At 61.1% G+C, this 13,256-nt stretch carries 10 protein-coding genes; 7 read left to right on the forward strand and 3 right to left on the reverse strand.

What is annotated here, in order from left to right; all coding sequences use genetic code 11:
• The first annotated feature begins 216 nt into the window (after positions 1-216).
• From BGLCM_RS07825 to BGLCM_RS07840, 4 genes are all read left to right on the forward strand, one after another.
• Positions 217-1,461 (forward strand): phosphatase PAP2 family protein, encoded by a 1,245-nt coding sequence (locus BGLCM_RS07825; RefSeq protein ID WP_006295454.1) that lies wholly within the window; start codon positions 217-219, stop codon positions 1,459-1,461.
• Positions 1,462-1,635: 174 nt separating this feature from the next.
• Entirely contained in the window at positions 1,636-4,611 is a 2,976-nt protein-coding gene (gene topA / locus BGLCM_RS07830) for a type I DNA topoisomerase (protein WP_006295453.1), read from the forward strand.
• A 3-nt stretch (positions 4,612-4,614) separates the two neighbouring features.
• Positions 4,615-5,217 (forward strand): dTMP kinase, encoded by a 603-nt coding sequence (gene tmk, locus BGLCM_RS07835; RefSeq protein WP_006295452.1) that lies wholly within the window; start codon positions 4,615-4,617, stop codon positions 5,215-5,217.
• A gap of 169 nt (positions 5,218-5,386) precedes the next feature.
• Positions 5,387-6,538, forward strand: coding sequence for a DNA polymerase III subunit delta' (locus tag BGLCM_RS07840; protein WP_006295451.1), 1,152 nt, complete (start codon positions 5,387-5,389; stop codon positions 6,536-6,538).
• A gap of 75 nt (positions 6,539-6,613) precedes the next feature.
• Here BGLCM_RS07840 and BGLCM_RS07845 read toward each other — a convergent pair whose 3' ends face one another.
• Positions 6,614-7,714, reverse strand: coding sequence for a LacI family DNA-binding transcriptional regulator (locus tag BGLCM_RS07845; RefSeq protein ID WP_006295449.1), 1,101 nt, complete (start codon positions 7,712-7,714; stop codon positions 6,614-6,616).
• A gap of 291 nt (positions 7,715-8,005) precedes the next feature.
• The gene (locus BGLCM_RS07850) at positions 8,006-8,272 is read right to left on the reverse strand and encodes an HPr family phosphocarrier protein (RefSeq protein ID WP_006295446.1); all 267 of its coding nucleotides are present in this window, start codon (positions 8,270-8,272) and stop codon (positions 8,006-8,008) included.
• 502 nt (positions 8,273-8,774) lie between these two features.
• Between BGLCM_RS07850 and ptsP the strand changes: the two genes are divergently transcribed.
• The 3 genes from ptsP (at position 8,775) to BGLCM_RS07865 (ending at position 12,853) form a co-directional block, all read left to right on the forward strand.
• On the forward strand, positions 8,775-10,430 hold the full coding sequence (gene ptsP / locus BGLCM_RS07855) for a phosphoenolpyruvate--protein phosphotransferase (protein ID WP_044085339.1): 1,656 nt from the start codon (positions 8,775-8,777) through the stop codon (positions 10,428-10,430).
• Between the two features lie 182 nt (positions 10,431-10,612).
• The gene (locus BGLCM_RS07860; protein WP_006295443.1) at positions 10,613-11,167 is read left to right on the forward strand and encodes a YbhB/YbcL family Raf kinase inhibitor-like protein; all 555 of its coding nucleotides are present in this window, start codon (positions 10,613-10,615) and stop codon (positions 11,165-11,167) included.
• Between the two features lie 96 nt (positions 11,168-11,263).
• The gene (locus tag BGLCM_RS07865; protein ID WP_006295442.1) at positions 11,264-12,853 is read left to right on the forward strand and encodes a C69 family dipeptidase; all 1,590 of its coding nucleotides are present in this window, start codon (positions 11,264-11,266) and stop codon (positions 12,851-12,853) included.
• A 258-nt stretch (positions 12,854-13,111) separates the two neighbouring features.
• Here the strand turns inward: BGLCM_RS07865 and BGLCM_RS08365 are convergent.
• The coding region (locus BGLCM_RS08365) for a zinc ribbon domain-containing protein (RefSeq protein ID WP_148401578.1) at positions 13,112-13,256 on the reverse strand (145 nt) is incomplete at its 5' end.

The following is a 13,256-nucleotide window of genomic DNA, read 5'->3' on the forward strand; positions in this document are numbered from 1 at the left end:
GGGTGGGAAGTGTGTTTTTCTGACCACGCTGGTCAGGAGGGATGCGGTTTTGGGGTGGGAAGTGTAGTTTTTCTGACCACGCTGGTCAGGAGGGATGCGGTTTTGGGGTAGGAAGTGTAGTTTTCCTGACCGGGCTGGTCAGGGGAGAGGCGGCTTGTGGATAGGGGGGTATGGAGTGTGGCGGGAATTGGGTGTGGTGGCGTAAAGTCGGGTGGTATGACGCAAGAGGATTCGCAACCACAGGCGCCCGACTCGGCTTCGCAGCAGGATGGGGCTGAACAGTTGGAGCACACGCTGGCGCACACCGATAATAGTGCCGATATTGAGGCGCAGGAACATAGCGAACAAGCCGTCACGGAACGTGGCGAACAAGCTGCCGTGGAGCGTGGCGAGCAAACTGGCGCGCAACGCGCACTGAACTGGCAGCCGGTCAAGGCACGTGAATCGTTGACAGTGGCTCAAGAGGTCAGTGATGACGCGCGTACGGCCGGACAGGACGATCTTGACATCAGCGCGGAGAGCGGCTTGGCGAAGCTTGACCCGTTGATGGTGCGGCCGCGCACATCGAGCATCGTGTTGTGTATCGTATGGGCCGTGCTGTTGTTGGCTGGTGCGGCTGGAACGTTCTGGTGGGCTGTGCTGACGCCGCGCGGCCAAGTGTTTGAAGATGGCGTATTCATGAACGTTGCATCGGCAATGCCAGCGTTCTTGCAGGCGCGCACGGGATGGCCGCTGGCCAGTGAACCTGTGGTGGCGGCCATAGCCGCCGTACTCGTGGTGATTTCATTGATTGTGGTGATTGTGCGCAAACGCTGGCGGCTCATTGTGCAAATCGTCATATTCTGCGTGTGCTGCACGGCGGCTGGCATCGTGCTCAAACAGTACTTGCCGCGACCCTACCTGGCTCAAGTGCAATCGAACATCAACAATTCCGCCCCTTCCGGCAATGTGTTGCTCGCTATCGCATCGGGGCTGGTACTCGTATGCGCGGTGCCACATGCGTGGCGTGCGCTGTGCGCTGTGGTGAGCGCCGTGTTCACGATAGGCGTGGGCTGCACGGTCATGGTCAACGGATGGCATCGGCCTGTGGATGTGATCATGTCGGTGCTGATTGCAGCGGGATTCGCGATGATCATGTTGGCGTTCACGGGACGCTCAGGCATGGATGCCCCGGGCAAGCGTGTGTCGTCACCAAGCATTCAGATTGTTGGCACGATTTTGATTACCGCAGGCGTGTGCGCAAGTGCATATGGCATGTATGTGCTGATCCAGCTGCAGCCTGGATTGGATATCGGTTCGGCTTGGACGATTCGTGGATCGATTGACGCAACGAACATGTTGGTCATCGGCATCACAGCGCTGGCCAACGGCTTGGTGTTGGCCATGCGCCAAATCACGGCGTCACCAATGACACGCGTCGGCTTGCTCGGAGCGCCGCCGGAGCCTCCAGCCCAACACTGAGCAGCATGATTGCAGGCATGATTCGTGGCATCACGATAATGTCTCACATTGTTCGTATTACGCCCGTGACCATACGGTTGCGGGCTGTTTTGTGATTGGCATGAGTATTATGGCGAGCATGAGGCACGATTCGGTGCCCGCATCATATGATGCAGACGAATACTGAGGAGCAACATGGCAACAGGCAGCAAGCTCGTCATCGTGGAGTCTCCCGCGAAGGCTAAGAAGATCGGCGGGTATCTAGGGGATGGATACACCGTGCTGGCTTCAGTGGGCCATATCCGCGATTTGGCGCAGCCCAGCCAGGTGCCCGCGGCGCAGAAGGAACGCTTCGGCAGGTTTGGCGTGGACGTCAATGACGGTTTTGCGCCCTACTACATTGTGGGCAGTGACAAGAAGCACACGGTTTCCGAATTGCGTGCGGCGCTGAAGGATGCCGACGAACTCTACTTGGCAACTGATGAGGATCGCGAAGGTGAAGCCATCGCATGGCATCTGGTGCAAACGCTCAAGCCCAAGGTGCCCGTCAAGCGCATGGTGTTCCACGAGATCACGCCTGAAGCCATCAAAGCGTCGCTGGGACACACACGCCAAGTCGATGACAACATGGTGGACGCCCAGGAGACGCGACGTATTCTTGACCGTCTGTACGGCTATGAGCTTTCGCCTGTGTTGTGGCGCAAGGTGGGTCCGGGCTTGTCGGCCGGACGTGTGCAATCCGTGGCCACACGCTTGATTGTGGAACGTGAACGTGAACGCATGGCGTTCGTGCGCGCATCCTATTGGGATGTGTCGGCTGAGCTCATCGCGCCTGATGCGACGGGTGAGCAGGTCTCGTTTGAGTCGCGCATGGTGGCGTTGGCCGGCCGTCGCCTGGCCACGTCGAAGGACTTCAACGATCAGGGCAAGCTCGTGGACGCCGCAATCAAGGATCAGGTGCTTGCGATTGATGAAGCCACCGCCACGGCTGTGGCCGACGCGCTCAAGACGCAACCATTCCGCGTGGACTCAATGGAGACCAAACCGTACCGTCGGCGCCCGCTGCCGCCATTCACGACTTCAACCATGCAGCAGGCAGCTGGTAACCGACTCGGCATGTCGAGCCGTGCCACGATGCGTGCCGCCCAAAGTCTGTACGAAAACGGCTTCATTACGTATATGCGCACCGATTCGGTCACGCTGTCACAGGAAGCCATTGCTGCGGCGCGAGAAAGCGTACAGCAGCAGTTCGGAAATCAATATTTGTCTGACGAACCCAAGCAGTACGCAACGAAGACGGCGGGCGCTCAGGAAGCCCATGAATGTATTCGACCGGCGGGTTCGCACTTCCGTTCACCCGACGAACTGGCGGCGAAACTGCCTCCGGACCAACTCAAGTTGTACACGCTGATCTGGCAGCGCACGCTCGCGTCCCAAATGGCCGACGCCACAGGCTCAACGGCCACGGTCAAGCTGACGGCCAACGCGGGTGAGCACGGTGAAGCGCAGTTCCAAGCCTCGGGCACGGTCATTACGTTCCCTGGATTCCTGCGCGCGGTCGGCGGCCAGCACAACGCGTCGAACAGTGCGGACGGCAAGAACGACGTGTCGTTGCCGCCGATGCAGCCGGGCGACGAACTCAACGCAACCAACGTGGCGGCTGACGGCCATGAAACGCAACCGCCGGCACGGTATACGGAAGCGAGCCTCGTCAAAACGCTCGAAGCCAAGGAAATTGGTCGTCCGTCTACCTACGCCAGCATTATTTCGACGATTATTGACCGCGGCTATGTTTATGAACGCGGTCGCGCGCTCGTGCCGTCGTGGCTTGCGTTCGCCGTGATCAAACTGCTGGAAACGAACTTCCCGAAGTATGTGGACTACCAGTTCACGGCCGACATGGAAAATGGACTCGACGAAATTGCGCACGGCAAGGAAACGGGTCGGGAATGGCTGACGCGATTCTACTTCGGCTCCGGTGACGGGGCCGCACAATCGCAGGATGAAGCCCACGCGGGCCTGCAACAGCAGGTGGCCCAACTCGGCGACATTGATGCGCGAGAAATCAACACGATCCAAATCGGCGACGGGCTGCACGTGCGTGTGGGCCGCTACGGGCCGTACTTGGAAGACACGACGCAACTTGACGCGGACGGCAACCCGAAGCGTGCGTCATTGCCTGATACGATGCTGCCCGATGAACTGACGGTGGAATCCGGTCGTGAACTGATCAAAACGAACGCAGGCGGTCCGCGTGTGCTCGGCACCGACCCGGCCACGGGTGGCACGGTCGAAGTGCGTACGGGACGGTTCGGGCCATACGTGGCGCTCGTCGAAGCGGGAGACGCCGCAGGCGACGGCACGGCTAAAGCGGCCAAGGACGCGCCGAAACCGAAGATGGCATCGCTGTTCAAAACGATGACACCGGAGACGGTCACGCTCGAGCAGGCGCTCAAATTGCTGAGTTTGCCGCGCGAAGTCGGCCAGTATGACGAAGCTGACGCGAAGACGGGTGAAACGCAGCAGGTTGTGGTGACAGCCAGCAACGGGCGTTACGGTCCGTATCTGTCGAAGACGGGTGCCGACGGCAAGTCCGAGACGCGCTCGCTGGGCAGTGAGGACGAGATTTTCACGGTCACGTTGCAGCAGGCGCAGGATCTGTTTGCGCAACCCAAGTATGGGCGCGGCCGCAGGGCTGCGAAACCGCCGCTGCGCGAGTTTGGCAACGATCCCGAGTCGGGCAAACCCGTGCCGATCAAGGAAGGCTTCTACGGCGTTTACATCACCGATGGCGTGACGAACCGCACGCTGCCCAAGCAGTATGACGTCAAGACGATCAGCGCTGACGATGTGTTCCGCTTGCTGGCTGAGAAGCGCGCGCAAGGGCCTGCGAAGAGGCGCGGGCGCAAGGCGGCGGCGAAATCTACGGCCAAGTCGGGCGCGAAGTCTGCAGCCAAGTCGGGTAAGGGCGCGGCGAAGAAGAGTGCGTCGAGTGCCGAACAGGCGCGCATGAAGCGTCGTCAGGACGTGCGGCGTTTGGCGGACGAAGGCTGGGCCAACTCGCGCATCGCCAAGGAGCTCGGCACGACGCCCGCAACGGTGAAGGCCGACATCGAGTATTTGACGGCGAACGAAGGCTATGCGCGCCCGGCCGTTGTGCGCGCGAGGTGACGCATGTTCATCACGTTTGAAGGCATTGATGGCGCGGGCAAAACCACGCAGGTCAAACTGCTTGCGCAAGCGTTGCAGGAAGCCGGACGCAGCGTTGAAGTGACGCGCGAACCTGGCGGCACGGCGTTGGGCGCGTCATTGCGTCGGCTGCTGCTTGAAGGTGTGGCGGACGGCTCGGCGATTGACGAGCATGCCGAAGCGTTGATGTTCGCGGCGGATCGCGCGCAACATGTGGCGCAGGTGATCCGGCCGGCCATGCAGCGCGGCGACGACGTGATTTGCGACCGCTATATCGATTCATCGGTGGCGTATCAGGGCGGCGGACGCGATATTGGCGCCGACCAGATTCGCGCGCTGTCGATGTGGGCCACGGGCGGTCTCGTGCCTGACTTGACGATTGTGCTGGATTTGGATCCGGCGTTGTCGGCCGCACGGCTGAACCGGCCGGCCGACCGCATGGAATCAGCCGGCGATGAGTTCGCGCGCCGCACGCGTGAAGCGTTTTTGGCGATGGCTGCCGCGGAACCTGAACGGTTCCGTGTGATTGACGCGTCGTTGCCGGTGGAGCGTATTGCGGCCGACGTGCGGGCGGCAGTAGGGTTGTGAGCTGGGCGAACTAAGTGGCTCGGTGAGCTGAGCGGGCTCGGTGAACTGGGTGAGCTTGGCGAACTGAGTGGGCTGGGTGAACTGGGTGAGCTGAGTGAGTGCTGCAGCCAGGCGGTACACGAGACGGCAAGCGAGCTGGTAGACGGGCCGCAGGAGTGGAGGAGGGGCCATGAGTGTATGGGACGATATTGTTGGCCAGCAACCTGTGATTGATCAACTGCGCGCATTGGCTGAAGGTGACCAGGCTGATCTGGCGCAGTCCTGGCTCATTTGCGGCCCTCCGGGATCGGGGCGCTCGCATATGGCCAAAGCGTTCGCTGCCGCGTTGGAAAGCCCGGACCATGGGCTTGGCGATGAGCCGACGAAGACAACGCAGCAGGTGCTCAATGGCACGCATCCCGATGTGCGCATCGTATCGACCGACAAAGTGACGATTGGCATTGAGCAAGTGCGTGAATTGGCGGCTGCCTGTGAGCAGATGCCAAGCACGGCGCCGTGGCGCATCATCATTATTGAAGATGTGGACCGCATGCTTGAGCGCACGACGAACGTGCTGCTCAAACAGATTGAGGAGCCGAGCCCGCGCACAATCTGGTTGTTGTGCGCACCGAGCGCCCAAGACGTGTTGCCTACAATCCGTTCGCGCACGCGCATCCTGAACCTCGGCGTGCCGTCCAATGAGGACGTGCAGCAATTCCTTGAACGTGACGAGAAGGTGGATGCGCGTACTGCGGCCCGTGCAGCGCGGCTTGCCGAAGGGCACATTGGTGTGGCACACATGTATGCGCATAATTCGCAAGTGTTGGCCGACCGTGATGAGCTGATTGTGGGAGTGCTGGGGTTGCAGCGCGCCTCGCAAGCCGTGATGTTGGCTGATTCGCTGAACGCCTCGGCCAAAGCACAGGCCGAGGAAGAGGTGGAGACACAGGCTGAAAAGGACGAGCAGGAATTCCGTCGTATGAACGGGCTGGGGCCTGAGGAGCGCATTCCCGCTGATTTGCGTGGCGCTTACAATGCACTGGCGAAGAAAGCCGATCTCAAACGCCGTGTGACAAGGCTGACGCGCGATGTGCTCGACCGGGCGCTTAATTCCATAGCCAGCATCTATCGGGATGTGTCGGTCGTGCAAAATGATGCCGAGCAGTCGGTGGGGCTCGTCAATCTTGAAAACCGTTCGGCCATCATTGAGCTGTCGGTGCGGCTCGACCGCGAAGGCGCGATTGAACGCATGGATGCCGTCGCCACGGCGCGACGCCGGTTGGCCGGCAACGGCAATCCGCTGCTCGTGTTTGAAGCGTTGTTCTGCGCGTTGATGGTTTGAGTTGATCGTTTGAGTTGATGGTCTGATTGGCACAGGCGGCGTAAGGTGCGCGGGCTCGCGTGATCAGCGTTGCTGCTATGCCGTGGCCGACGCTTGGGTGGAGCTATGCACCACGAGTTGGGGAGGCAGCGACACGTGTGCGCTGTAATCGGGCCCGTTTGCCAGAATGCGCAACGTTTCCTTGGCGATCAGCTCGAATGGGGCCTCAAGACCGGTAATCGATGGCGTGGCATGCAGACCGTTAATCGCGACATGCACATCTTGGGGTACGCGCAGCCCTTGGGCGCGCATGGCTGTGATCGCGCCGGCCGCCAGCGCGTCGTTCGCGCAGATGATCGCATCGGGACGCCGCTGACTTTCTTGGGTGGCTTGGCTAACACCTTGGGCCGCATCCTGACCGGCAGAGGCAGCCTGGGCAGCACCAGCGGTCGCGCGATTCGCCCTGCTGTCTTGCACCATCTTCGTGACAGCAAGGAACGCGTCCTGCATTGTCGGTTCGCAGGCGCGATGCCAGGGGGAGCCTGCATTAATGCCATAGGAACGCAACTGCGTGTGCAGCATCGTGAGTTGTTCCGCCGCGTCGAATGACAGATGCGAATCGGTCAGCGTGGCCACACATTGGCACCCTTGTGCCACGAGATGTGCAATGAGTTCTTCCATGCCGAGCACGGTGTCAATCGTGACGAGGGAGATGCTGGAGGCGTGGCGGTGGCCACCGATTTGCACAATCGGCAAGCGATGCGGGTGATGGCTGGCCATCAGAGCCACGTTGGTGCCGGGAGCCGGCACCATGACAATGCCATCCACGTTACGGTCCACGAGTGATTCAAACCGTGCGTTTTGCAACGCATGCGTGTTGCCGACGCCAATGAACAGCTGAAGGTCACGGTCGTCGGCTTCTTGCTCAAGCGCATCAATCAGACGGCCACAGAACGGGTAGGCTGCATCGGGCACGATGAGCCCCAGCGTTTTGGTTTGGGACCCGCGCAGCGCGCTGGCCGAACGGTTGACCGAGTAGTCGAGCTGCTCAGCCGCTTCGCGCACACGCCGTGCGATGTCGTCATCTTTGGAGCGTTTGCCCGAAAGTACACGTGACACAGTGGCTATGGATACCTTGGCGAGCGCGGCTACGTCCGTGATCGATGCTGGGGTGCGTTCCCCGCCTGAGGCCGCCATGGCTATTCCTTTCCTTGTGCACGTTCTTGCACGTCCTTGCGCGCACCTGGTGCGCATCCTAGCGTGCGTGTGCTGGCGCATGGTGATGTATTGCCGCATGCACTGCTGTGTGCAATGAGTTGAGTCTACAACGCATAACCCGCAGCGTGAGCGCGGGTCTCATGCTGCGGGTTATGCGGGTTATGCGAGTTATTCGAGTCAGGCGCGATACCGCGATGCGCGTGAGGCGGGCCCTGCCATGACCGGCACGGCATCCTCAACGAATCGCGATGGTCGCGTTGATCAGGATGCTCAGTTGGCGGCGGTCAGCGTGTTGATCAGGTCATCGGCGACCTGCTCGGCGTTGTCGCCTTCCACGGTGATTGTCACGTCGTCGCCGTTCTTCACGCCCAGGCCCATGATGGCCAGGATCGAGTTGGCGGCGACCGGTGCGCCATCGCCCTTGGCGATGGTGACCGTGCAGCCGGAACCGGTGACAGCTGCGGCGAACTGGGCGGCCGGACGGGCGTGGATACCGACTGGATCGTTGATCGTGATGGTACGGGTGGCGTTTGCCATGATGACACTCCTTGAATTGTGGAATCGTGGGTGGCTGCGGTGGGGCGTTTGCCTCGTTGGCAACTGTTGGTCAGCTGCGCTGCCTCACCGACCGCGCACCATGCAGCATCATGCGGCATCATGCGCGGGCGTGCCGGGTGTGCCGCGGGGGTGGTGGCGCGACGCTGTGCCCTCGAATTGCACACTGCGTTTGCTACTATAACAGGAAGGCCGTCCTAGAAAACGATTACCGCTAGTTCCCGCTTGGGTTCTCAGTGCATTTTTCCGCGCAACGGAAAAATAGTTTTCCCGTTGTCGGCAACAGAGAATCACTAACCAAGAGACGTCATCAACAACGATGACGCCCACAACGAACACGCTGTTTACCGTCCGCAGCCAGCCCGCAGGCCCCCTCCCGCAGGCAGCCCCGCCGGCAGCAATCGCCCCCCGCGAGCGCCTCGCCCGCCGGCCATGCCATGGAACGCAGCGAATGTTCGCAGGCAGCCCTTCGGAAGGAGCCCAAATGATCATCAAAGGTGTTGGCATTGGTCGCGGCGTGGCAGTCGGTCCCGTACTGCGTATGGCGGATCCGCTTCCCGAACCTGAAGACGTGGCGCGTGACGCCTCGGTATCGGCGCAAAAGGAGCAAGCGCGTGTGAAAGCGGCGCTCGATTCGGTCAACGCCGACCTGAGCCGTCGCGCCGAAGAGGCCCGCAATGGTGATGAGGGCACGAAGCAGGCCGCTGAAATCCTCGACGCCATCTCGATGTTCGCGGCCGACCCGCAGCTGGCCGCCTCGATCAACGCGCTGATCGAGCAGGGCAAGACGGGCGAGCGCGCCGTGCTCGAAGGCTTTGGCGCTATTGAAGAGATGTTCCGCGCAATCGGCGGCTATCAGGGTGAGCGCGCCGCTGACCTGCATGATGTTGGCCAGCGTGTGATCGCTGAGCTCATGCAGCTGCCGGCTCCGGGTGTGCCCGACAGTGAGCAGCCGTTCGTGCTCGTGGCCAAGGACCTGTCTCCTGCCGACACGGCCTCGCTTGACTTGAACAAGACGCTGGCCATTGTGACTTCCGAAGGTGGGCCGACTTCGCACACGGCAATCCTGGCTCGCGCTCGCGGCATTGTGGCCGTCGTGTCGGCTCCTGAGGCCGCTGATTTGGTCAACGGCCAGCAGGTCATTGTCAACGCCGCCAAGGGTGAGGTGACGGTCGATCCGACGCCGGAGCAGATTGAGCAGGCCGAGCAGGCTCGCGCCAAGGCCGATCGCGCCAAGGAACTGCGCGGCCAGCCGGGCCAGCTCAAGGATGGCACGCGCATTCCGCTTCTTGCCAATGTTGGCAAGCCGGCCGATGCCAAGGCCGCTCACGAGTACGGCGCTGAAGGCGTGGGCCTGTTCCGCACCGAGTTCCTGTTCATCGGCAACAGCGAACCGCCGAGCGTTGAGGAGCAGACGAAGGCGTACGCCGACCTGTTGCGTGAGTTCCCGGGCCAGAAGGTCGTGATCCGCATGCTTGACGCGGGCGCCGACAAGCCGCTGCCGTTCTTGACTCCTGAGGACGAGCCGAACCCCGCTTTGGGTTTGCGCGGCTTGCGCACGCTCGAAGCGCATCGTGAGGTGCTCGAGAACCAGCTCAAGGCTTTGGCTGCGGCTGACGCGCAGACGGACGCCGACCTGTGGGTCATGGCTCCGATGGTCGCCGACCGTTACGAGGCCGAGTGGTTCGTCAACTTGGGCAAGAGCTATGGCCTGAAGTTCGTGGGTGCGATGGCTGAGGTGCCGTCGATTGCGCTGATGGCCGATCAGGTCGCCCAGGTGGCCGATTTCGTGTCGATCGGCACGAACGATCTGACGCAGTACACGATGGCTGCCGATCGCACGCTCGGTTCCGTCTCGAACTATCAGACGGCTTGGCATCCGGCTGTGCTGCGCGCGATCAAGATGATTTGTGAGGCTGGCAACAACGCGGGCATGCCGGTGGGCGTGTGTGGTGAGGCCGCCGCTGACCCCGATCTGGCCGTCGTGCTCGTCGGCATGGGTGTCAACTCGCTGTCGATGACGCCCGTGGCGCTCGACGACGTGCGTGCCGAATTGGCCGAGCACACGCTCGAGGAAGCCAAGGAGCTCGCCGCCCGTGCGCTCAACGGTGAATTTTACAAGCCCGAGTACTGGAACTGAGACTCGGCACTGACGGGAATCGGCGCGCATGCATGCGCACGCAGCGCGCGTTTTTCGGGGCGTTGCCTGCCATACGGTGGGCAACGCCCCGCTTGCGTTCATGCCGCAACCTGACTGCTGCGAGCCGGTTACGTTCATTGGCGCGGGTTTACGCGGGTCTACACGGGTCTACACTTGGGAGCATGCAAGTTAGCGCTGATTTCACCGTGATTCCGGACGAGTACGCCAAGGGCGCGCCCGCGGCCAACCGTGTCGACGATGTTCCGGCCGTCTCGTTCCCGTTCTTCATCGACCGCTTGGCGCCGGGCGTCAAGTATCTGCATTGGCAGTTCACTGATCCTGATTCTATTCCTGTTTGTGGCTTCGAATGGATTCATTGGACCGTGGCCAACCTTCCCGTAGACGCGTTGATGTTCGATCCCTCGGATGCACATGCATTGTCAATACCGGCTGATTTTTCACGTCAGCTGCCAGTGCGCATTCCCGAAGCGGTGCAAGGCCGCAACTCGTCGGCCTCGCATTTCCTGGGCCGTCCTGATGACCCGAATCTGATCATGCGGTACAACGGCCCGCAGCCGCCTGACCAGGACCATGACTACATGCTGCAAGTATGGGGCACGGCAAAGCCGCTGCCCGATTTGAGCCAAGGGTTCTGGATGAACGAGATGCTGCACCGTTTCCGCACCTGCGATTCGATGCTCGACCAAGGCGGCATCTTCCTCACGGGCCGCGCCTGACCCGTAACCCCCCCCCCCCAAAAAAAAACAGCCCCCCACCATTTCCAATAACCTCTATGCATCCGGGCTAGTCCAGCCCACTAAGGAGTACCAACCATGAGCTGCACCACGTTGCTCGTTGGTAAAGCCGCCAGCTACGACGGTTCCACCATCATCGCGCGTAATGAAGATAGCGGTAGCGGCGAGTTCGACGCGAAGAACTTCGTCGTGATCAAGCCGGAAGACCAGCCGCGCACCTACACGAGTGTCAACGGCCATCTGACGATTGAACTGCCCGACAATCCGCTGCAATACACAGCCATGCCGAACGCCGACAAGTCCAATGGCGTGTGGGGCGAAGCCGGCATCAATGAAGCCAACGTCGCAATGACGGCCACCGAGACAATCACAACGAACGCGCGCGTGCTCGGCGCCGACCCGTTCGTCGAGTACGTGCCGGCCAAGGACGGCCAGGAAGCGATTCCGGGCGGCATCGGCGAGGAAGACCTTGTCACGATTGTGCTGCCCTACATTAAGACGGCGCGTGAAGGCGTGCTGCGGTTGGGCAAGCTGCTCGAAGAATACGGCACGTATGAGATGAACGGCATCGGCTTCTCGGACGCCGACGAGATTTGGTGGCTTGAAACGGTTGGCGGCCATCATTGGATCGCCAAGCGCGTGCCCGACGAGGCGTATGTGACGATGCCGAACCAGCTTGGCATCGATGAGTTCGACCTTGACGACGCGTTCGGCGACCAGGAAGAACACTTGTGCTCCGCCGACCTGATCGAGTTCATTCGCGACAACCATCTGGACATCGCTGTCGAGTCGGTCAGCGTGTTCAACCCGCGCATGGCGTTCGGTTCGCACTCGGATTCCGACCACGTCTACAACACGCCGCGCGCCTGGTACATGCAGCGTTACTTCAACCCTTACGATTCGGTGTGGGACGGCCCTGACGCTGAAGTCACGCCAACGAGCGACGACATTCCGTGGTGCCGCCAGCCCGACCGCAAGATCACGATCGAGGACGTCAAGTACATCCTCTCGTCGCACTATCAGGAAACGCCGTATGATCCGTTCGGCCGCCGCGGCACCGAGGAATCGCGCGGCATGTTCCGCCAGATCGGCATCAACCGCACGAACGAGCTGTCCGTTATGCAGATCCGCCCGTATCGTCCGCAGTCGAACCGCGCAATCCAGTGGGTTGCGTTCGGTGATGGCGCATTCAACGCGTTGCTGCCAATGTTCACGAACGTCGACACGACGCCTGAGTACGTGAGCAACGCCACGACAACAGCTTCGACCGACAACCTGTATTGGGCCGACCGCATTATCGCCGCACTGTGCGACCCGAATTTCGCGACCACAAAGCAGGCTGTGGCCGGCTACGACGAGAAGCTCGGCGGCATCGGCCACCATCTGATCGCCGTCGCCGACTCCCAAGTGGACGAGCTCGACGACGTCGACACGGCCGCCCTGCGTGAGACCGACATTGAAGAGGACGGCATCAGCCCCGACATTCAGCCGATGCATCCCGACGACATCGTCAAGGCCACGCGCAACAGCAAGATCCGTGCCGCGCTTGCGCAAATCAACGCCACGATGGCCGCACACGCCAAGGAAGAGACCGACAAACTGCTCGGCACAGCGCTTTACACGGCTTCAATGAACATGAAAGACGCGTTCAGCATGAGCGACTTCTGATCGCTGCTCACTCACGCCCCGCACGGACTGCCGTGTGGGGCTTTTTTGTTGCGTTGACTGTAACTAAAAATGTGGTCCATCATACCCATACGGGTACGGTGTCTATTTTTTAGAGTGTTACCGGTTCATTATGCCCGCTTTTGCAGCCATCTGGGATGGCGGGCTACTCGCGTTGGTGTGGCACTCCCTCGGTCGTTACTTTCCGTGTTACCCACGGTAGCGGCAAGTTTAGGGCCGTTCGGGGGCCTTCTTGTAGGTTCAGGCGATGATGGTGTAGTGTTCGGCGCGCGCCAAGTTGCGTGCGGCGTTCATGTCCCGGTCATGGTGCGTGCCGCATCGGGGACAATCCCATGCGCGGATGTTCAAGTTGCGTACCGCATGGTTCCGGTAGCCGCATTGGGAG

Source organism: Bifidobacterium gallicum DSM 20093 = LMG 11596 (assembly GCF_000741205.1).
Taxonomy (GTDB): domain Bacteria; phylum Actinomycetota; class Actinomycetes; order Actinomycetales; family Bifidobacteriaceae; genus Bifidobacterium; species Bifidobacterium gallicum.

Bases quoted from the DNA above. Each gene is read 5' to 3' on its own strand.
- BGLCM_RS07825 (WP_006295454.1), top strand. From the start codon at position 217: ATGACGCAAGAGGATTCGCAACCACAGGCGCCCGACTCGGCTTCGCAG.
- topA (WP_006295453.1), top strand. From the start codon at position 1,636: ATGGCAACAGGCAGCAAGCTCGTCATCGTGGAGTCTCCCGCGAAGGCT.
- tmk (WP_006295452.1), top strand. From the start codon at position 4,615: ATGTTCATCACGTTTGAAGGCATTGATGGCGCGGGCAAAACCACGCAG.
- BGLCM_RS07840 (WP_006295451.1), top strand. From the start codon at position 5,387: ATGAGTGTATGGGACGATATTGTTGGCCAGCAACCTGTGATTGATCAA.
- BGLCM_RS07845 (WP_006295449.1), bottom strand. From the start codon at position 7,714: ATGGCGGCCTCAGGCGGGGAACGCACCCCAGCATCGATCACGGACGTA.
- BGLCM_RS07850 (WP_006295446.1), bottom strand. From the start codon at position 8,272: ATGGCAAACGCCACCCGTACCATCACGATCAACGATCCAGTCGGTATC.
- ptsP (WP_044085339.1), top strand. From the start codon at position 8,775: ATGATCATCAAAGGTGTTGGCATTGGTCGCGGCGTGGCAGTCGGTCCC.
- BGLCM_RS07860 (WP_006295443.1), top strand. From the start codon at position 10,613: ATGCAAGTTAGCGCTGATTTCACCGTGATTCCGGACGAGTACGCCAAG.
- BGLCM_RS07865 (WP_006295442.1), top strand. From the start codon at position 11,264: ATGAGCTGCACCACGTTGCTCGTTGGTAAAGCCGCCAGCTACGACGGT.